We start from the raw sequence: 20,053 nt of genomic DNA, 5'->3' as shown, positions 1-20,053 counted from the left end.
TTGCTATGAAATATGGAGACAAAATAATTCAAATGCAAGGCATCATAGTAGAAATTCATGATGGATGTGTATCTATAGATTTAAAAGGAAGACTTGGATTCATGAAAATACCTATGAGAATGCTTATAACGGACTATCCATTAAAAATTGGACAGGAAGTTGGATTCAATATGAGTTTCATAGAAGTTTTATCAGAAGAACCCAATGAAAAATATGTGAGCAATATAGAAAAGAGAAATAGAAAGGAAGGTGTGAGTAAATGAGCTTAACAACTGTTAAGGGTTTACAATCAGAGATATATGTACCTATTACACCTCCACCTGTATGGGCTCCAGTGAAGAAACCTTTAAATGAGATGCGAGTTGCTTTTGCAACTGCTGCAGGAGTTCATTTGAAATCTGACAAGAGATTTAATCTTGCAGGGGACTTCACATTCAGGACAATACCAGGAGATGTAAATACCAAGGATTTGATGGTTTCTCATGGTGGATATGACAATGGAGATGTAAATAAGGATATAAATTGTATGTTTCCTATAGATAGATTGAGAGAACTTGTGGCTGAAGGTTTCATAAAAGAAGTTGCTCCTACACATATAGGATTTATGGGTGGTGGAGGAAACCAGGAAAAATTTAAAAACGAAACTGGACCAGCTATTGCACAAATTTTGAAAGATGAAAATGTGGATGCAGTTATTATGACTGCTGGGTGAGGTACGTGCCATCGTTCTGCTGTACTTGTACAGAGAGCAATTGAGGAATCGGGGATTCCTACAATATTGATTGCAGCATTACCTCCTGTTGTAAAACAGACGGGAACACCTAGAGCAGTAGCTCCTCTTGTACCTATGGGGGCTAATGCCGGAAGACCAAATGATCCTGAAATGCAGATAAATATTCTTAGAGATACATTGAAACAACTTGTTGAAATAGATACTCCAGGAAAGGTAGTTTCTCTTCCATATGAATATATAGCAAAGGTATAATAATTAAGCCTCCCAATGTTGGGAGGCTTAAACCTCAGGTGGTGATTTTATGGATAAATATATAGAGATGAGAAGACTTGTCATAAAAGCTTTTCATATAGAAAAAGTAGAGTTTTCAGAAAAGACATATATAGAGGATAGAGTTTTATATATAAATAAGGATAGAATTTTAAATTCAAAAGAAGAATACATAAAAGCTCTAAATATAGATATTATAAATCCTGATAAAAGAGATATTTATGTAAATTCCATAATGGATTTTTCACCTATTGCTACAAAGGTATTGGGAAGAATTGGAGAAGGAATAACTCATGTGCTCACAGGAGTTTGTACTATGCTTACAGGAGTTGATGAGGATGGAATTCAAGTTGCTGAATTTGGCTCATCAGAAGGAATATTGAATGAACAAGTTGTATTCGACCGTCCGGGAACTCCAGCTAAAGATGATATTCTAATTCATGTAGATGTGGTATTGAAAAGTGGAATGGGAGCTACAAGGAAAGGACCTGAAGCAGCTCATCGAGTATGTGATAGTCTCGTTCAAGAAATAAGAGGATATTTAAAGAATATGAACGGAAGATTTTGTGATGAAAAGCATGAATATGTAGATACTATAAGGCCTAATGGGAAAAAAGTTGTTATAATAAAGCAAGTTGCAGGCCAAGGAGCCATGTATGATACTAGACTGTTTGGGAATGAACCCTGTGGATACAATGGAGGAAAATCTATTATAGATATGGGGAATGTCCCCATAGTACTTACTCCAAATGAATATAGAGATGGTGCCCTTAGGGCAATGCATTAAAAGGTGGTGTTAAAATGGGCGTAGGACCATCTACAAAAGAAACTACACTTCATCATTTTAGAGATCCATTGCTTTCTGTAGTGTCAAATGACAAAGATATAGATTTGTTGGGAATAATCGTTGTTGGGACTCCGCAAGATAATGCGGACAAGATGTTTGTAGGACAAAGAGCAGCTACTTGGGTAGAAGCTATGAGAGCAGATGGTGTCATAATTTCTGTCGATGGTTGGGGCAATAGTCATGTAGATTATGCCAATACCATAGAAGAAATAGGCAAAAGAAGTATTCCTGTAGTGGGACTTAGTTTTGTAGGTACTCAAGGACAGTTTGTAGTGAAAAATGAGTACATGGATACTATAGTAGATTTCAACAAGTCCAAAGAAGGAATTGAAACAGAAGTTGTAGGTGAAAATACTGTAGTGGAAATAGATGCTAAAAAGGCCTTAGCTTTTTTAAAGTTGAAGATGCAAAAGAAAGAAAAAGGTATATAAATGCACAAAAGGGACTAATTTCAAGAAAAATTAGTCCCTTGCACTTATCTACTTAGAATTCGTCCTAGTACCACTCCGTTGACACTTGCTTGCATTAGTCCTCTGGTGATTCCTGCACCATCTCCACCAACATAAAGTCCATTTATATTGGTTTCAAAATTACCGGTAGTTAAAACTTTGTTTGAATAAAACTTGACTTCTACTCCATAAAGAAGAGTTTCATCACTAGTAAGGCCGGGGGCTACATTATCTAGAGCAATGATCATTTCATCTATATCCTTCAAAAGTCTATGAGGAAGAACTAGACTTAAATCTCCAGGAACTGCATCTTTTAAAGTAGGTATGATATTGTTCCTACATAGTCTACTTTCACTGGTCCTTCTCCCTCTTTTAAAATCTCCATATCTTTGCACAAGTACCTTATTTCCAGAAAGCATATTTCCAAGTTTAGCTATATGCATACCATATTCAATAGGAGAATTGAAAGGTTTTGTGAAGTGTTTTGTAACTAATAGGGCAAAATTTGTATTTGGAGTTTTTAGTTCATTAGATTTATAGCTGTGACCATTCACAACAGCTAAATTTCCATCATAGTATTCTGTAGATACTTCTCCACCAGGATTTGTACAAAAAGTTCTTACTTTATCATCAAAAGTTGGAGTATAGTATATGAGTTTGCTTTCATACATGGCTTCATTTAGTTCTTCCATTATTTCATTTCTTGTTTCCACTCTAACTCCTATGTCAACATCTCCTGTTTCTGTGTCAATATCATGTTTCATGCACAATTTTTTCAGCCAATCAGAGCCTTCTCGACCCACGCAGATAATTACCTTTTCAGCATAATATTCTTTATCGGCAATGACACCTTTTATATTTCTATCATCATCAATTAAAATATCTTCAACTGGATTTTTGAAACTTAAATCAATCCCCAACTTTTTTAAATGTTCTTCTATTTTAGCATAAATAGTATATCCTACTTCTGTTCCCATATGTCTTATAGGACATTCCACAAGTTTTAAATTGCTTCTTATAGCTTTTTTCCTTATATCGTGGATTTTATCTTTATAGTCAATTCCATAGACTCTTTTATCAGCACCAAAATCCAAATAAATGTTATCAACATATTTAATTAATTCTTGAGTTTTTTCATATCCAATATATTCTGGAAGGTTGCCCCCTACATCTGGAGACAGAGACAATTTTCCATCTGAATAAGCTCCTGCACCTGCAAATCCAGTTGTGATATTGCAAGGATTGCAATTTACACATACGGCAGTTTTTCTTTTAGGGCAAATTCTTTTTTCGATTGAATTTCCTTTTTCCAAAATAAGTATTTTTTTATCTGGATTCAATTTTTTTAGCTCCAGTCCAGTAAATATTCCACAAGGACCAGCTCCAACAACTATTACATCATAGTTCATTTTTCTACCTCCCAATACTAATCTCTATCTAAATCATATCTTATTTATTCAAAAAAAACTACTTATTTATTGTACGGTTATATTATAGATAATTATTGATAGAAAATGTATTGCTTAAATTATCTTATAAAAACATGGGTATACTATATTTAAAATATGGGGGTGCTTTCATGAGAGATAAAAATTATAGATTACTTTTTAAAGAACTTCTTATAGCTTATTATGAAGATGTATTTGAGGAAAAAGTTGAAGAAATAATAGAAAAGAAAGATGTAGATAAAGAGTCCTTTGCAAAAGTAGTTTCAGCCATTTGTGGTGTAGAAGTGGAATATGGGGAGAATTTTTCCAGGGATTTAAAAACGGCTATAGATAATTATAAGACTACAAATAGAGTTGTCATAAATACTTATTCCTGTATAAAAAACTGCGTTGAAATTGACGGAAAGACAGTTTGCCAAAATGCTTGCCCTTTTGATGCTATTATTATAGATAAAAAAACTTGGCTTCCTGAAATAAATATTGATAGTTGTGTAAATTGTGGATTATGCGTAGATGTATGTGATAAGAAAAATTTTGTAGATAAAGTAGAATTCTTACCTCTTTTAAACACTTTAAGGACAAATACTAAAGTTATAGCGGCCGTAGCACCATCTATAATAGGACAATTTGGAGAGAATGTATCTATAGGTCAGATAAGAGCTGCCTTAAAGAGCATAGGATTTGCGGATATGGTAGAAGTGGCATTTTTTGCAGATATGCTTACTATAAAAGAAGCCGTAGAGTTCAATAAATATATTCAAAAGGAAGATGATTTTATGCTTTCATCTTGCTGTTGCCCTATATGGGTAGGCATGATAAAAGGCAAATATAATGAGCTTATAAAATATACTTCACCTTCTATATCTCCAATGATAGCTGCAGGAAGAGTTATAAAAACAATAGAACCAGAATGTAAAGTGGTGTTTATAGGCCCTTGCGTTGCTAAAAAAGCTGAAGCAAAAATAGAAGATATAAAAGATGCAATAGATTTTGTACTTACATTTACAGAACTTAAAGATATTTTTGATGCTTTAGATATTAAATTAGAAGACATTCATGAAGAACTTTCAACTCAATACTCTTCCAAAGGCGGTAGAATATATGGGAGGATTGGAGGAGTATCATTAGCTGTAGAAGATGCAGTTCAAAATATGTTTCCAGAGAAAATAGGTTTGTTTATATCAGAACAGGCTAGTGGAATTCCTGAATGTAAAGCTATGCTTAAAAATGCTCTAGATGGAAATATAGAAGCAAGATTTTTAGAAGGTATGGGATGTGACGGTGGATGCGTAGGCGGACCAAAAACCATCATACCCAAAGAAGAAGGCAAAATTGCTGTGGATGAGTATGGAAATGCATCAAAAATAAATATTTCTGCAGAAAATAAAATAATGAAAGAATTTCTTCAAGGTATAGGAATAGAATATATTGATGACTTTAAGTATGAAGAAAAAATAAAAATATTTGAAAGAAAACTTTAATCTATTAGACACTCTTCTAGCAATTCTAGAGAAACAATTTTTATGACATTTTTATCAAAATCTATAATTCCATCTTCTTTCATCTTTATTAACTCCCTTGACAAAGATGGCCTTTGTACATCTAATATTTCTGCCATCTTTTTTCTTGAATATGGCAAAGTCAAAAATACTGTTTTTTGCTTTTTATATTCTTCCAACAATACATTTGCTATTTTTTTCCTTATAGTTTCATATGACAAATTTCTTATTCTTCCGCTCAACATGAGAATTCTGTCGGAAAGAACTGTCATAAAATTGTTTAAAAATTTGTCGCTTCTACTGCAAAGTTGTATTATGTCATTTTTTTGGACAAACATAATTTTGGTATTATTTATGGATACAATAGTTGAAGGATAGACATTTTTTTTCGAAAAAACCAATGCTTCGCCAAAGATATTTCCCTCTTCAAAGGTGTTTAGAGCAATGACTTTTCCAGAGGGAAATATCTTTTGGACTTCGACTTTTCCTTCAAGTATTATACCTAAACAGGTACATTTGCTTTCCTCAAGTGCAATGATTTTATCCTTTTTATATGTATTTATATTATAGGATATTTCCTTTAAAAGTGCTTCTATCTCTTCTTTAGATATATTTTTAAAAAGCACACATTTATCTAATGCAGGAATAATATTTTTCATTTTGACCTCCAATGGGATAATATAGATTATCACCATTTTAATATAAAATGTTTGCTAAATCAACAAAAGACATAGTACTAAACAAAAAAATTAGCCATTGAAAGATGGCGTATTTTTTTGTAGAATTAAATATGACTTTACTTTAAGGAGCTGGTTTAGTGTTTAAAAAGAAAAGTAAGAAATATTATTTCACAATATTTTTAATTTGTCTAGCAATTGTAACAGGATTGTTCTTTTATTTTAAGTCTCTAGTTACAAAGAAAACAAGTATTTTGTCAGATACATTGGAAGAACAAGTGTCAAAAATATTGGAATTGTCTACGGTTAAATACAATTATACAAATGTGGTTTCATATAGGGACAACAAGAAATTTAATGAAATGAATATTCCATTTACAAGTAAGGGGTTTCTAATCAAGTACAGTGGCTATATAAAGGCAGGAATAGATTTAGAAACTGTAGAAGTGAATGTAAAGGATAAAAAGAGTGTAGAAATTGTATTGGACAAGCCGAAGGTATTTGACAATGTAATAAATGAGGAAGATGTGTATGTTTATGATGAAAAAGAGTCCATATTTAATCAATTAAAAATTGAAGATCTATATGATGTTCTTGTAAAAGAAAAGAAAAATATGGAGGAAGAAGTCATAAATAAAGGTCTTCTAAACGAGGCACAAAAAAATGCAGAAGAGATTCTCAACTCTTTCCTACAAAATATGGGCTTTGAAAACATAAAAATTTTGTTTAAATAGCACATATAAAAAACATCCTATTGAAAATATAGGATGTTTTTTGTTGTTCATAAATATTTTCTAAGATGCAATGAGACAAAAATTCACAGCATTAATATAGGGAAAGATGTAATTTTTTGCAATAATATGTCGGAATAAAGTTTCCTTATTTGACATTTGTTGTGATAAAATGTATTTATATTCAAACAAAAGGGGGCAATATAGTGAGGAGTAGTTCAGTTAATAGTCATGGTGGCTATAAGGTAAATAGCTATACTAGACCTAAATCTACAGCTAGACCTAATAAAGTTAATTCTAATCATATCCAGTCTAAATCAAATTCTAACAAAATTATTAGCAATACTAAAACTAAGTCAAATAGTATCAAAAGTTCAACTGCTAGTTATAAATCTACATTATCAAATGATAAGTCTTCACTTTTATCATCTGTAAAAAACACAATAAAAAAAGCGGAGTATTCAATTAAAAGTGAAGTTAAGAAGACAGCAGTTTCCTTGAGCGCTAAAGTAGAAAAATCTGTAAAAAATGTTCCAAAAACTGCTCAAAAGACGGTTTCTGATGTAAAAAAACATGTAGATAAAAATATCGGAAAAGGTGTTGAGGTTTTAGGAGGAAGCATTAAAGGTGAAAAATCTGCAGAGGTACTACCAGGAGTTACTGTTAAAGTTACAGGAAATACATCTATTGGAAGTAAAAACTTAAATGTAAATTATAATATTTCCGAAGATAGTAATAGCTTGAAAGCTAAAAAGTCCAATGGCTATGGTGGACTTGAAACTTCAATGAATGATAAAGGAGAAATAGACATTGGAGCAAGTACTGGTAATCAAGATATTGTACAAGCTAAAGTTAGCAAAGATATGACAATCTCATACACCGCAAAAACTTTTAAAACAGATTATTATAATTCAGCATTGACAATATCCACAGGAGGAAGTAAAAGCAGTATATTTACCAACAAGCCCAAGAATGTGAGTTGCGAACTTTCATTAGATACTGACACAGAAAAGAATACAAGTGGTATTAGGTCAAAAACTTCAATTACAGTTGAATTTGATAGAGATAAAATTACAAAAACAGCAGTTACTGTAGCAGCAATTTCTGCAGCAGTAATACTTGCACCAGTTGCTGCATCAGTTATTGCTAAAGTAGGAGTTGCACTTGCTGGAAGTGCTGTAATTACTTCTATTTCAGGACAATTTGTAGAAAAATTTGCATATTGATAAAAATATATAATGATAAGAGTAGCTTTTTTAAAAGGCTACTCTTATCACAAAAAAGCAGGTGATGAAATGAGGAAAAAACTAAAATCTAAATACTGTATATTGATTGCTATTGTTATAGCACTTGGAATATTTTTAATTAACATAAACAGTAAAAAACCAATTATAAAATTTTATTTAATTAAACCTAATTCAAGTCATGTCATCTTCAATAATCATTCAACAGAAGAGACATTGAAAAAAGCGAAGGAATTAGTTGAAGAAAAAGGTGAAATACAAAAAGGCTATGCCTTATATAAATTCATACTAAAAAAAGATCCAACAAATGTAGAAGCATATATGGGAATGGCTTATGCCTATGGAAAAATAAACAATTTTGAAAAAGCAATAGAATATATAAAACAAATGGAAAAGTACATGAACAGTAGTACTCCTCCGGAGATAGCTGTCAATGCATATTACATTGCTGGTATTATATATTCTGGTACAACAATGTATGAAGGTACAAAGTATTATGAAGATGCAATAAATGCATTTCAGAAAGCATTGGAGGTTCAAGGGCTAAAAGAAGATGTCAAAAGACGTAATGATATCTATATTTATTTGAGAATGGGAATGTTATATTTAGATGGAGATATTGAGGATAAAAAGAAAGCTATAGAATGTTTCTTAAAATCTTATGAAAATGACAAGGATGATAAGACTGTGTTTTTTTCTATAGCCCTTGCATATTTAGATATTGAAGAATATGACAAGGCATTAGAATATATTGAAAAATTAGAAAATAAGCCTGAACAAGATAATGAAAATTTACTGTTAAGGGCAAGATATTATTCAGAAATAGGTGAATATAAAAAAGCTGATGATTTATTCAATAGTACAAATAAAAAAATTGACAATCAAAAAGATTGGATTAAATATTATTCTTATCATGCTATATATTATGAAAAGCTCAAAGAATATGATAAAGCTAAAGAATGTTATACAAAGCTTATAGATATCAGTCCTTATTTTGTAAATGAATACAATGTAGAAGAAGCAGCCAAAAGACTTGGGATGGATTTAAGCAAAGAAAAACAAGAAATAGAGCAAGAAAAAGAAAAAGCATATAGCACATCATTAGATTAAAAAATAACTATGTTTGAAAAAAATGGAGGGATTTGCTTATGAAACATATATTTACATATAAGCAAACTGAATATTTTGATATAAAAAACATGTCTGTAATTGGTGATTTCAACAATTGGGATGAAACTGTGAATATCATGAAAAAAAATGAGGAAGGCATATGGTGGAATGAAGTAGAACTTTCTTCTGGCGAGCATTTGTATAAATTTATTATAAATGACAACATTCGTATGAATGATCCTATTGCAAACTTATATGCACTCAATAAAGAAGGAGAATTGATGTCTTTAATAATTATAAATGAAAATGATGAACGTCTTTATAATAATGAACAATATACTGTTCATATAGAGAAATACAATATGTTGAATCAAATTCTTGAAGAAGATTTGCAGATAAATAAAAAATATTTTAATATTAATATAGATGAAAAAGTAGTCACAAAATTTGAATTTACAAATGTAACAGGAGTACATGCTATAACTGTATTATGGTATAAACCAGACAATACGCTGCACTCTTTTTCTGAAAATATATTATTTACACCAGATGGGGAAGAAGATAAACCTATAACAATGTGGTTTTGGATAGAATTAAATACAGAATTTTTATTGATGGGAATGTGGAGTATAAAATTATTTGTAGATGGAGAATTTATTTTAGAGGACGGATTTAATATTGGTAATTCACCAACTTATACATCCACGAAACAAAAACACAATACTCAAAACAATGGTTTTGAAGAGTGGTGTTAGATAAAATATGGGTTTCGAAAACATAAAAATTTTGTTTAAATAGCACATATAAAAAACATCCTATTGAAAATATAGGATGTTTTTTGTTGACAAATTGGAAAACTTGCGGTACTATATCCATATAGACATATAACCATATAGGAATATGAGCATATAATATAGCGAGGAGGAATTTAGATGGGAAAGAAAACAAAACTCTATTTGCTTACAGGTTTTTTAGGATCGGGGAAAACAACTTTTTTGACTAATACCTTAAAAGATCTATCGGAGAAAAGGGTAGGAGTCATAATGAATGAGTTTGGGAAAGTAGGTATAGATGGAACTATAATCAAAAAAGAAGATATGGAACTTATAGAAATAAATAGAGGTTCTATATTTTGTTCATGTTTGCAACTTTCCTTTGTATCTGCCCTTGTAGATATGGCAGATAGGGATATGGACTATGTATTTGTAGAGAGTTCTGGACTTGCAGATCCATCAAATATAGGAGAATTTTTAGAGGCAGTAGAAGTTGCAAAGGGTGATGTCTATGATTATAGTGGGGCGCTTTGTATAGTAGATGGATTGAACTTTTTAGAACAAATAGAAGATATAGAGACAGTAGAAAGACAACTTAAATTTTGTCATTTAGTAGTTATAAGCAAAGTGGACTTAATAGATGAAGATAGATTGGTGAAAGTCATAGAGAAAATAAAAGAAATTAATGATAGTGCTGAAATTCAGACAGCTATAAATGGGAAAATGGACTATGACTTTTTAGAAAAAAATCTTTTAGAAAAAGGATGGATTGATTCAGAAGATACAACAAATACTCTGGACAATAAGCCAAAGACTTTGACTTTAACTTATGAAGGTGAATTGACTAAAGAAGAACTTACAAGATTTTTAGACATTATAAAAATAGATAGTTATAGAATAAAGGGCTTTTTCAAACTTGAAGATGGATGGAATCAAGTGGATGTGGTCAATAAAAAAATAGATTACAAATTGACTGACAAAGAAGAAACTACTTCTCAATTGGTGATTATATCGAAAATAGGTCCTCAAATAATAAGACCTATATTTAATGCTTGGGAGAGTGTAGTCGGTAAAGAAATGAAGTTAAGATAAATGAGAGGATGATTGCATGGATAAACTACTGAATTGTTTTAAAATACTTTCAGATGAAACTAGACTTAGAATAATGGTACTTTTATACCGTAGGGAGTTTTGCGTATGTCAATTGTGTGGAATAACTGGTATACCTCAGCCAAATGTCTCTAAACACCTTGCAAAACTTAGAGATATGGGATTTGTAAAAGATGAAAGAAAAGAACAATATATCTTTTATTCTTTGAATATTGAAGGGGAACTGTTTGAAAATATACTTCAAAATATAGTAGATAATGTAGAGGATTATCCAATTTTGAAGAAAGATTTAGAAAAAAGCAAGGCTGCTGAAAAGTATATAGAATTGGCTAATAAGAAATAAAATCTATAGGTGGTGAGATTGTTGGGAATGTTTAATTGGATAAATGATCAAATGCTTAAAATGAAATGGCTATTTGAACTTGTGGAGAAATTAGTTGAAAATGTATTTGGATTGTCTATGGAGAGCAAAATTGGAGGGAGTGTACATTTCTTTATCTATGATACAATAAAGATTTTTATATTGTTGTCAGTGCTTATATTTTTAATTTCCTATATACAAAGTTATTTTCCACCAGAGCGAACGAAGAAGATTCTTGGAAGAATTAGAGGAATAAAAGGCAATATAATAGGAGCACTATTAGGTACTATAACTCCTTTTTGTAGTTGTTCAAGTATACCTATTTTTATAGGATTTACATCAGCAGGTCTTCCTATAGGAGTCACATTTTCATTTTTAATATCTTCACCTATGGTGGATTTAGCTTCTCTCATGTTATTGATGTCTTTTTTTGGTGGTAAAATTGCCATAGCTTATGTTGTTGTAGGAGTGGTTTTGGCAGTTATAGGAGGAGCTATAATACAAAAATTAAATATGGAAAAGTATATTGAAGATTATGTATGGAGTGTCGAATCAGCTGATGTAGAGCTAGATGAATTAACTAGGAAAGATAGAGTGGATTTTTCTAGAAATCAAGTAAGGGATATAGTTGGTAGAGTTTGGCCATATATTTTAATTGGAGTAGGAATTGGAGCAACAATTCACAATTGGATTCCGCAGCATGTTATAGAGAAAATTTTGGGAGAGAACAATCCATTTTCGGTTCTTATAGCTACACTTATAGGAATACCTATTTATGCTGATATATTTGGTACTATTCCAATAGCAGAAGCTTTAGTTGCAAAAGGGGTTGGAATAGGTACAGTTTTATCTTTTATGATGGCAGTTACTACTCTTTCCTTACCTTCTATGATTATGCTTAGCAAAGTTGTAAAACCAAAATTGCTGATGACATTTATAACTATAGTTACAATAGGGATAATAATCATAGGATATGGGTTCAATGCTTTTTCGTATATATTTTTATAAACCATGGGAGGGATAAAAATGATAATTAAGATATTAGGTGTAGGTTGTTCGAAATGCGAAAAACTTGAAAAAAACGTAAAAAAGGCAGTAGAGGAGCTTGGTATTGAGGCTACTGTAGAAAAAGTAGAGGATTTAAAGGAAATAGTTAGCTATGGAGTTATGACTAGTCCTGCCCTTGTAATTGACGAAAAGGTTGTATTTGCAGGCAAGGTTCCAAGTACAAAGGAAATAAAAAAATTGTTTTAGTTTTAATTCTAAACTCCCTGCATATAATTAAAACATAAAGGAGGGAGTTTAGTTGTTTAAAAAGGTAAAATTGGTCCTTTTGTCATTTGTATTAGTAGTTATAGTTGTTGCTTTAGGAAATGCAATACATACAAATTTAACTATAAGGGGAATAGATTATGACAATAAGGATGTATATAAGAGTCATGATGATAGGAACTTAGCTATACTTATTGAAGTAGATAAAAAGCTACTTTATTTAATAGATTTAGATGCAAATGAAATTGTCAAACAATATGTTGTAGCTACTGGAAAAGTTGATACTCCCACACCTTTAGGTACTTTCAGGATTGTTGAAAAAGCTGCATGGGGTGGAGGGTTTGGATCCAGATGGATGGGACTTAATGTACCTTGGGGGAAATATGGAATTCATGGTACAAATAAGCCAGGCTCCATAGGATATAATGCATCTCATGGTTGTATTAGAATGAGAAATAGTGATGTAGAAGAACTTTATTCATTAGTTAAATATGATACTACAGTTACTTTGGTCAAAGGTGATTTTGGACCTTTTGCTTATGGGTTTAGAGTGCTTAAACCTGGGGACAGAGGAGCTGATGTACAAGAAGTCCAAAAAAGATTAAAACAAAGCGGATATTATGAAGGATCCATAGATGGGGTTTATGGAGATGGAACTAAATATGCATTGTTAAAGTTTTTGAAAGATAACAATATTTCAATTACTGATAGAATAGGTCCGGAGATATATAAAAAACTAGGAATAATTCTTATGGATTGACTCTTTACAAATACAATAGTTTCTCTTATAATAGTCTAGTTGGATATTTATATTATATTATTACATGCAATAGGAGATGAGTTTCATGGTATGTAAAAGATATGAAATTAGACGTGGTCAACTACTATATAGGGATGAACTACAGTTTAGGTCTTTAATTCATGAGCTTTTATGGAAGGTCATGATGAGAGGCAAGGGCTTTTATATAAGAGAAATGCGTCATAACTAAATTTTATGAGAAAACTTCTACTTTAATTTGGGTAGAAGTTTTTTTCATGGTTAATCTATATGTATTAGGGTATACAAAAAATAAGAAATATTTGAGGAGGTAAAAAATTTATGTTATCTGAAAATTTACTTCAAGAATTAAATGAACAAATTAAATATGAGATGTATTCATCAAATTTGTATTTAGCTATGGCGGCATATTGTGCAAATGAAGACTTAGATGGATTCGCAAATTATTTTATAGTTCAAGCCGAAGAAGAAACTTTTCATACTATGAAGTTTTTTAACTATATAAATGAGATGGATGGGAGAGTAAATATTTTAGGACTTGAAGAACCTAAAAATGATTATGATTCTGTATTGGAAGTATTTAAAATTGCTCTTGAACATGAAAAAAGTGTTACAGCTAGAATATATAAATTAATGGATATAGCAATGGAAGAGAGAGAACATGCAACAATTAGCTTATTGAAATGGTTTGTTGATGAACAAGTAGAAGAAGAAAATAGTATGAAGAATGTTTTAAAAAGGCTTGAAAGAATGGGAGAAGATTCTCATGGATTATATATGCTAGATCAAGAATTAGCACAAAGAGTTTTTACTCCACCATTTGATACTGAAAATTAGTTAAAAAGGATAGGTCATTTTGACCTATCCTTTTTAGTATTTAAATGTATTTATCTAGTTGTTCCTCCACCACTCATATTTCTTTGAGCCATTTCTACTAATCTTTTAGTCATATTTCCACCAACATATCCATTTTGTCTGGATGGTAGATTACCCTTATCCATTGTTTCATAATTTGCCATACCAAGTTCACTAGCAATTTCTACTTTCATTTGATCCAATGCTTGACGTGCACCTGGAACTAAAATTTTATTACTTCCAGTAGTATTATTAGCCAATTTTTTCAACTCCTTTCATGATTTTTATAAATTATTATGAATTAACTTGGTGTATTAGTATTATGTGTAGAAAAATATCTTATAAACCATGTAATTTTTTCATTTGGTAATTTAAATTTCTAGCACATCCATAAATATCTTTTTTCAAAAAATTATTACTAAATATAGTATTCCAAAACTAAAATTAAATATTTTTATAATCCATAGAAAAAGTCTAGTTTTCCTTAATATAAAACTTTCCGAAATGAATTATAAAAAACAAAACCAATATACGGGAAATGGGAAAAATGTTCGGAAACCCGAATTGTTGGAAAGTTGTATTTTCCAATTTAAAAAGCAATAAAGTACGGCAAATGGGAATTTATTCACACATCATCTTAATAATCTGATTTTTTGTGCCGATTTTAGATGAATATTAAATGGCATGAATGTTGCTTTAATTTATTTTGAATATAATAAATTGAGGCTTATTGTCAGGAAGGATGATTTTATATGACTAATTTTTTGTTCTCAAATGTGGATACTGTAGAATTGTCGACTAAATATGGTACTCCATTGTACGTTGTATCAGAAGATTTTATTGTAGATAGATGTAGAGAAATCAAGGAAGACTATGTAGAAAAATTTGACAATACAATGGCAGCTTATGCAAGTAAAGCATTTTTAACAAAAGAAATGGCTAGGATTATAAAAAGAGAAGGATTGGGAATGGATGTGGTATCAGGAGGAGAATTATATACTGCCATACAAGTAGATTTTCCAATGGGAAAAATAATATTTCATGGAAACAATAAAACGAGAGAAGAAATAGAATTGGCTGTGCAATATGGAGTGGGAAGAATAGTGGTTGATAATTTTTTGGAATTGAAATTGGTTGAAGAAATAGCTGAAAAATATAACAAAAAAATAAATATATTATTTAGGATAACTCCAGGTATAAATAGTCATACTCATAGATATATACAAACGGGTCAAATTGATTCGAAGTTTGGTATTCCCTTGGATAAAGAAATTATATATAACTCTATAAAAATTGCGATGAATTCTAAGTATGTAGAACTTAAGGGTTTTCACTTTCATATAGGTTCTCAAATTCATGAAAATACTACTCATGTAAAAGCTATTAATATACTTATGAAGATGGCAAAAGCTGCAAAAGATGATTTGGGATTTATTACAAGTGAATTGAATGCAGGTGGAGGATATGGAATTTGCTATGAGCAAAATGAATCTAGAAAACCTATTTCGTATTATACTGATGCTATGATGAAAGAATTAATAGATGAATGTGAAAAATATGAACTTGAAAGGCCAATGCTCATTATTGAGCCAGGGAGATGGATTGTAGGTGAAGCTGGAATCACTCTTTATACAATTGGGTCAATAAAAGAAATTCCAGGAGTGAGAACTTATGTTGGTATAGATGGTGGAATGCCTGACAACCCAAGGCCAGCATTATATGGAGCAAAATATGAGGGAATAATTGCAAATAAGATAGATAAAGAGCCAGTACAAACTGTGACAATTGCAGGAAAATGTTGCGAAACTGGAGACATTCTCATATGGGATTTAAAGGTTCCTCAAATTGAAACCGGCGATATTTTAGCTGTATTATCTACTGGAGCATATAATTATTCCATGGCAAGTAATTACAATAGAATTCCAAAACCAGCCGTTGTAATGTTAAGAAAAGGAAAAGATAGATTGATAGTGAAAAGAGAGACTTATGATGATATACTTAAAAATGAAATATAAATGTATATCATTTTGGGAGTGATTAAAAATATGAAGTTTGCTAAAATGGAAGCAGCGGGAAATGACTTTGTCATATTTAATGGATTTATGTATGATATTGATGATTATGCAAATTTGGCTAAAAAGGTCTGTGATAGACATTTCAGTGTAGGCGCAGATGGTATAATGGTTTGTAAAAAGAGTTCTGTAGCGGATGTGAAGATGATCTATTACAATTCAGATGGTTCTATAGGAGAAATGTGTGGAAATGGTATAAGATGCTTTTCAAAGTATGTATATGAAAATGGTTTAGTTGGAGAAAAAAATTTTACAGTAGAAACCCTTGCAGGCATTAAGAATATAGTTCTTGATACTGACAAAAATGATAAGGTAATGTATGTAAAAGTAAACATGGGATATCCAATATTTAAAAGTGAAAAGATACCTGTAGATATAGATCGTGAAAAAGCTATATTGGAGACAATAAATATTGATGAAAGAGATTTGGTCTTTTCTTCGGTACTTGTAGGAGTTCCTCATGTAGTTATATTTGTAGATAGTATTGATAATATAGATGTAAATGAATTGGGCGGGAAAATTGAGGTTCATCCCATGTTTCCTAAAAAGACAAATGTGAATTTTATTGAAGTAGTTGATAGAAGAAATATAAATATTTATACTTGGGAAAGAGGAGCAGGAAGAACCCTAGGATGTGGAACTGGTTCTTGTGCTAGTGTAGTTATAGGCTACATGATTGGGAAATTAGATAGTATAGTAAATGTAGTGACTGAAGGCGGCTCTCTTCGAATAGAACTAAAGGATGATTATGAAATATATATGAAAGGTAGTGCAAACACTATTTGTATGGGAGAATTTTTCAATATATAAGTCCATGATATTGAAGCTAGTTTTTAACTAGTTTCAATATCATGGACTTTATTTTTTAGATGAATAATTTTGAAATCATATTTACTGTGAAGGTGACTAGTATTGCTATACTGGTAGTTAAGATAAATGTAAAAAGAGGCCATTTATATCCATTGGTTTCTCTTTTCATAGTCATGAGTGTTGTACCACAAGGAAAATGAAGTAGTGAAAATAGCATGAAGTTGATACCAGTGATGAAAGTCCATCCATTATCTAATAATAGTGTTCTCAAGGCTTCTGTACTTTCAAGTTCCATCATTGTTCCTTCAGACATATATCCCATGATGAGTATAGGAAGTACTATTTCATTTGCTGGCAGTCCTAAAATAAAAGCCATGAGAATGAGACCATCAAGCCCTAGCAGTAATCCAAAAGGGTCTAAAAATGTAGCGCATCTATTTAAAATGCTCATTCCATTTATATTTATATTGGCAAATATCCAAGTGATGGCTCCTGCTGGAGCGGCTACTATTATAGCTCTACTTAGGACAAATAGTGTCCTATCTATGAGACTTCTAATGAGTATCCTACCTATTTGAGGTTTTCTATAAGGAGGAAGTTCCAATGTAAACGAGGATGCCATACCCTTTAAAAAAGTTTTTGACAAAAATTTTGAAATCAGTAGTGTCACTAATATTCCTATGAGTATTACACATACTACAGAGATAGCAGCTATAAAAGATCCCAATCTTTTGTTAAAAAGTCTTCCTATAAATATTGTAGACATTGCTATAATTATAGGAAATCTCCCATTACACGGAACAAAATTGTTTGTTATCATGGCTATTAATTTTTCTCTTGGAGAATCAATTATTCTACAAGCTATTATACCAGCAGCATTGCATCCAAATCCCATACTCATAGTTAGTGCTTGTTTTCCATGAGTTCCAGCTTTTCTAAAAGAATTGTCTAAATTGAAAGCTACTCTTGGTAAGTATCCTAAATCTTCAAGAAGTGTGAATAATGGGAAGAATATTGCCATAGGAGGAAGCATTACAGATATGACCCAGGCTAGAGTCTTGTATACGCCAAGTATTAATATTCCATGTAGCCAATCGGGGGAATTCCATTTAGAAAAGAGAAAAGTTAATTTATCTTCTAGTGCAAAAAGACCTTTTGCTAGCAAATCTGAAGGGTAATTTGCACCAACTATAGTTATCCAAAAGATGATTCCAAGTAGCAAAATCATAATAGGGTATCCTGTTATTTTATTTGTAAGAATGTCATCTATTTTTTTATCCCAATTGACTTTTTTTTCATTTTTTACTTTTACTACTTCTTTAGCAATTTCTTCTGCATTTTTATATATAGAAGTAACAATAGAATCTCCGATATTTTCAAATTCTTCTAAAAGTGAATCTATTTTTTCAAGTGGGTTTTCATAAAATTTATTTGAAAGGAGTATTTCTTCTAAATGTTTTCTCATGTTTTTGTCTCCATCCATAAGCCTCAGTGCAATCCACCTTAAATTATAATTTTCATTTAAATAGTTTGAGAGTATATTTTCTATATTATTTATGAGTTCTTCAATTTCCTTATCATATTTAACTTTGTTGGGATTTGGTTTAATCTGTAGATTGTCAATAGCATAAATTGTTTCTATTAATCGGGAAACTCCTGTTCCATCTCTAGCTACAGTTGGAATCACAGGTATTCCTAAATAATTTTCCAGTTTTTCTACATCAATTTCTATGCCTTTTCTCTTTGCTTCATCTATTAGATTTAATGAAACTATTGTATTGTCAGTTATCTCCATTATCTGGAGCACTAAGTTTAGATTTCTCTCAAGACTTGTAGCATCTACAACTACTACAGTTATTTTAGGATTTCCAAAACAGATGAAATCTCTAGCTATTTCCTCTTCTTCTGAATTTGCCAATATTGAATAGGTTCCTGGCAAATCTACTAATAAGTACTCTTCATCCAAGTATTCAAAATGTCCCTTGGCATTGGAAACTGTTTTTCCAGGCCAGTTTCCTGTGTGTTGTTTTAAACCTGTAAGATAGTTGAATAGTGTGCTTTTGCCTGTATTTGGATTTCCTGACAATGCGACAACGGTTTTCTCTATTTCTTCTTCTATATATTCTTCTTTTATCAAATTTAATCCACTGGATTCATGAGTAAGTCCCATAATATCATCTCCAATCTACAGTTTCCACTAAAACTTTTTTAGCTTCTTCCAATCTCAAAGCTATGATTGTTCCTCTTATATTGAAAGCTATAGGATTGCCAGATGGACTCAACCTTTCAGCTTTAACGATTGTATTTGGAGTGAGACCTAAATCTAAAAATCTTCTTCTAGATTCTCCTTCGCTTAAAAGAGTTGTTACTACTCCGGATTTTCCTACAAGTAAATTACACAATGGAATCATAAAATTACCTCCTTAAAAAGTTTGATTTTTAGAAATTGTACTATTGCCATTATATGTAGAAATACATTAAAAGTTCAAAAGTATATAAGGAACTTTTGTTGGCGTTTTAACGTATTATGTAGTGCAAAGAAATAAAGGAGGAGTAGAAATGAACAGAAATTATGGCTATGAAGAGTCTGTAAGGCCAGATAGCTCTCTAGCTAGAGCTTATGTGCCATTTCAATTTATGAATCAAGTGTATTCTAAAGAAGAAGCCCTTAAAAGAGGGACGTTGTTTCCTGAGCTATATAAACCTTATAAATATGGTAAGAGATATTGATGGAGGTGTTTTATATGGATAGAGAACAAGTATGTTCATTAAGAGAAATTATGGAAGTAGATTTTGTAGTACTGGAGACAGCCTTGTATTTAAATACTCATCCTACTGATGAAAGGGCTCTTCGATTGCACAATACCTACTCTCAAAAACTTAAAGAGTTAGAATCTATTTACCAGGCAAAGTATGGGCCTTTGACAAATCATGAAATGAGTCAATGTCCTTGGGCATATATAAATGAACCTTGGCCTTGGGAATTTGATTTTAGCCTTTGCTAGAAGGAGGTC

The 20,053-nt window shown here is 31.2% G+C and carries 25 protein-coding genes; 20 read left to right on the top strand and 5 right to left on the bottom strand.

Features of this window, described 5'->3' with window-relative positions; genetic code table 11:
* Nucleotides 1–5: 5 nt before the first annotated feature.
* The 4 genes from BUA21_RS08090 to BUA21_RS08070 are packed head-to-tail and all read left to right on the top strand — an operon-like array spanning nucleotide 6 to nucleotide 2,281.
* Nucleotides 6–263 (top strand): CBO2463/CBO2479 domain-containing protein, encoded by a 258-nt coding sequence (locus BUA21_RS08090; protein ID WP_072744306.1) that lies wholly within the window; start codon nucleotides 6–8, stop codon nucleotides 261–263.
* Complete coding sequence (gene prdB, locus BUA21_RS15225; RefSeq protein WP_084604205.1) at nucleotides 260–985, top strand: D-proline reductase (dithiol) protein PrdB; 726 nt, start codon at nucleotides 260–262, stop codon at nucleotides 983–985. The genes BUA21_RS08090 and prdB overlap by 4 nt, the downstream gene beginning before the upstream one ends.
* A 49-nt stretch (nucleotides 986–1,034) precedes the next feature.
* Nucleotides 1,035–1,790: a proline reductase cluster protein PrdD gene (gene prdD / locus BUA21_RS08075; protein WP_072744303.1), complete on the top strand. Its 756-nt coding sequence runs from the start codon at nucleotides 1,035–1,037 to the stop codon at nucleotides 1,788–1,790.
* Between the two features lie 14 nt (nucleotides 1,791–1,804).
* Complete coding sequence (locus tag BUA21_RS08070; RefSeq protein WP_072744302.1) at nucleotides 1,805–2,281, top strand: glycine/sarcosine/betaine reductase component B subunit; 477 nt, start codon at nucleotides 1,805–1,807, stop codon at nucleotides 2,279–2,281.
* 44 nt (nucleotides 2,282–2,325) lie between these two features.
* Here the strand turns inward: BUA21_RS08070 and BUA21_RS08065 are convergent, their stop codons facing one another.
* Complete coding sequence (locus BUA21_RS08065) at nucleotides 2,326–3,708, bottom strand: NAD(P)/FAD-dependent oxidoreductase (RefSeq protein WP_072744301.1); 1,383 nt, start codon at nucleotides 3,706–3,708, stop codon at nucleotides 2,326–2,328.
* A 170-nt stretch (nucleotides 3,709–3,878) separates the two neighbouring features.
* On the opposite strand from BUA21_RS08065, the gene BUA21_RS08060 reads away from it, so the two are divergent.
* A complete protein-coding gene (locus tag BUA21_RS08060) occupies nucleotides 3,879–5,228 on the top strand; it encodes a [Fe-Fe] hydrogenase large subunit C-terminal domain-containing protein (RefSeq protein WP_072744300.1) in 1,350 nt (449 codons plus the stop codon).
* Here the strand turns inward: BUA21_RS08060 and BUA21_RS08055 are convergent.
* Complete coding sequence (locus BUA21_RS08055) at nucleotides 5,225–5,905, bottom strand: Crp/Fnr family transcriptional regulator (RefSeq protein ID WP_072744299.1); 681 nt, start codon at nucleotides 5,903–5,905, stop codon at nucleotides 5,225–5,227. The two genes, BUA21_RS08060 and BUA21_RS08055, sit on opposite strands and share 4 nt — an antisense overlap.
* Before the next feature lie 158 nt (nucleotides 5,906–6,063).
* On the opposite strand from BUA21_RS08055, the gene BUA21_RS08050 reads away from it, so the two are divergent.
* From BUA21_RS08050 to BUA21_RS08005, 11 genes are all read left to right on the top strand, one after another.
* Entirely contained in the window at nucleotides 6,064–6,657 is a 594-nt protein-coding gene (locus tag BUA21_RS08050) for a DUF4230 domain-containing protein (protein ID WP_072744298.1), read from the top strand.
* 203 nt (nucleotides 6,658–6,860) lie between these two features.
* Nucleotides 6,861–7,880 carry a hypothetical protein gene (locus BUA21_RS08045; protein WP_072744297.1) on the top strand — a complete coding sequence of 340 codons (1,020 nt, stop codon included), beginning with the start codon at nucleotides 6,861–6,863 and terminating at the stop codon, nucleotides 7,878–7,880.
* Between the two features lie 69 nt (nucleotides 7,881–7,949).
* Nucleotides 7,950–9,008 carry a tetratricopeptide repeat protein gene (locus tag BUA21_RS08040; RefSeq protein ID WP_072744296.1) on the top strand — a complete coding sequence of 353 codons (1,059 nt, stop codon included), beginning with the start codon at nucleotides 7,950–7,952 and terminating at the stop codon, nucleotides 9,006–9,008.
* A gap of 38 nt (nucleotides 9,009–9,046) precedes the next feature.
* On the top strand, nucleotides 9,047–9,763 hold the full coding sequence (locus BUA21_RS08035; RefSeq protein ID WP_072744295.1) for an early set domain-containing protein: 717 nt from the start codon (nucleotides 9,047–9,049) through the stop codon (nucleotides 9,761–9,763).
* Nucleotides 9,764–9,940: 177 nt separating this feature from the next.
* Nucleotides 9,941–10,873: a CobW family GTP-binding protein gene (locus BUA21_RS08030; RefSeq protein WP_072744294.1), complete on the top strand. Its 933-nt coding sequence runs from the start codon at nucleotides 9,941–9,943 to the stop codon at nucleotides 10,871–10,873.
* A 16-nt stretch (nucleotides 10,874–10,889) separates the two neighbouring features.
* Nucleotides 10,890–11,234, top strand: a complete 345-nt coding sequence (locus tag BUA21_RS08025; protein ID WP_072744293.1) for an ArsR/SmtB family transcription factor — start codon at nucleotides 10,890–10,892, stop codon at nucleotides 11,232–11,234.
* A gap of 27 nt (nucleotides 11,235–11,261) precedes the next feature.
* On the top strand, nucleotides 11,262–12,260 hold the full coding sequence (locus tag BUA21_RS08020; RefSeq protein WP_072744333.1) for a permease: 999 nt from the start codon (nucleotides 11,262–11,264) through the stop codon (nucleotides 12,258–12,260).
* A gap of 18 nt (nucleotides 12,261–12,278) precedes the next feature.
* On the top strand, nucleotides 12,279–12,506 hold the full coding sequence (locus BUA21_RS08015) for a thioredoxin family protein (RefSeq protein ID WP_072744292.1): 228 nt from the start codon (nucleotides 12,279–12,281) through the stop codon (nucleotides 12,504–12,506).
* A 52-nt stretch (nucleotides 12,507–12,558) separates the two neighbouring features.
* On the top strand, nucleotides 12,559–13,284 hold the full coding sequence (locus BUA21_RS08010) for a L,D-transpeptidase family protein (RefSeq protein ID WP_072744291.1): 726 nt from the start codon (nucleotides 12,559–12,561) through the stop codon (nucleotides 13,282–13,284).
* Nucleotides 13,285–13,369: 85 nt separating this feature from the next.
* The gene (locus BUA21_RS14720; protein ID WP_158281614.1) at nucleotides 13,370–13,513 is read left to right on the top strand and encodes a hypothetical protein; all 144 of its coding nucleotides are present in this window, start codon (nucleotides 13,370–13,372) and stop codon (nucleotides 13,511–13,513) included.
* Nucleotides 13,514–13,623: 110 nt separating this feature from the next.
* Nucleotides 13,624–14,139, top strand: a complete 516-nt coding sequence (locus tag BUA21_RS08005; RefSeq protein WP_072744290.1) for a ferritin — start codon at nucleotides 13,624–13,626, stop codon at nucleotides 14,137–14,139.
* A gap of 50 nt (nucleotides 14,140–14,189) precedes the next feature.
* On the opposite strand, the gene BUA21_RS08000 is transcribed toward BUA21_RS08005, so the two are convergent.
* A complete protein-coding gene (locus tag BUA21_RS08000) occupies nucleotides 14,190–14,417 on the bottom strand; it encodes an alpha/beta-type small acid-soluble spore protein (RefSeq protein ID WP_072744289.1) in 228 nt (75 codons plus the stop codon).
* 492 nt (nucleotides 14,418–14,909) lie between these two features.
* Between BUA21_RS08000 and lysA the strand changes: the two genes are divergently transcribed.
* Together lysA and dapF are read left to right on the top strand one after the other, a co-directional pair.
* A complete protein-coding gene (gene lysA, locus BUA21_RS07995) occupies nucleotides 14,910–16,172 on the top strand; it encodes a diaminopimelate decarboxylase (RefSeq protein ID WP_072744288.1) in 1,263 nt (420 codons plus the stop codon).
* Between the two features lie 30 nt (nucleotides 16,173–16,202).
* Entirely contained in the window at nucleotides 16,203–17,039 is an 837-nt protein-coding gene (gene dapF, locus BUA21_RS07990; protein ID WP_072744287.1) for a diaminopimelate epimerase, read from the top strand.
* Between the two features lie 55 nt (nucleotides 17,040–17,094).
* Here dapF and feoB read toward each other — a convergent pair whose 3' ends face one another.
* Nucleotides 17,095–19,209 carry a ferrous iron transport protein B gene (feoB, locus tag BUA21_RS07985; RefSeq protein WP_072744286.1) on the bottom strand — a complete coding sequence of 705 codons (2,115 nt, stop codon included), beginning with the start codon at nucleotides 19,207–19,209 and terminating at the stop codon, nucleotides 17,095–17,097.
* Nucleotides 19,210–19,213: 4 nt separating this feature from the next.
* A complete protein-coding gene (locus BUA21_RS07980; RefSeq protein ID WP_072744285.1) occupies nucleotides 19,214–19,450 on the bottom strand; it encodes a FeoA family protein in 237 nt (78 codons plus the stop codon).
* A gap of 148 nt (nucleotides 19,451–19,598) precedes the next feature.
* Here BUA21_RS07980 and BUA21_RS07975 point away from each other — a divergent pair, with 148 nt between their 5' ends.
* On the top strand, nucleotides 19,599–19,769 hold the full coding sequence (locus BUA21_RS07975) for a spore coat associated protein CotJA (protein ID WP_072744284.1): 171 nt from the start codon (nucleotides 19,599–19,601) through the stop codon (nucleotides 19,767–19,769).
* A 14-nt stretch (nucleotides 19,770–19,783) separates the two neighbouring features.
* Nucleotides 19,784–20,044 carry a spore coat protein CotJB gene (locus tag BUA21_RS07970; RefSeq protein WP_072744283.1) on the top strand — a complete coding sequence of 87 codons (261 nt, stop codon included), beginning with the start codon at nucleotides 19,784–19,786 and terminating at the stop codon, nucleotides 20,042–20,044.
* The last annotated feature ends 9 nt before the right edge of the window (nucleotides 20,045–20,053 follow it).

The sequence above is a fragment of the Sporanaerobacter acetigenes DSM 13106 genome, from assembly GCF_900130025.1.
Taxonomy (GTDB): Bacteria; Bacillota; Clostridia; order Tissierellales; family Sporanaerobacteraceae; genus Sporanaerobacter; species Sporanaerobacter acetigenes.
This window is presented reverse-complemented; position numbering and strand designations above follow the sequence as displayed.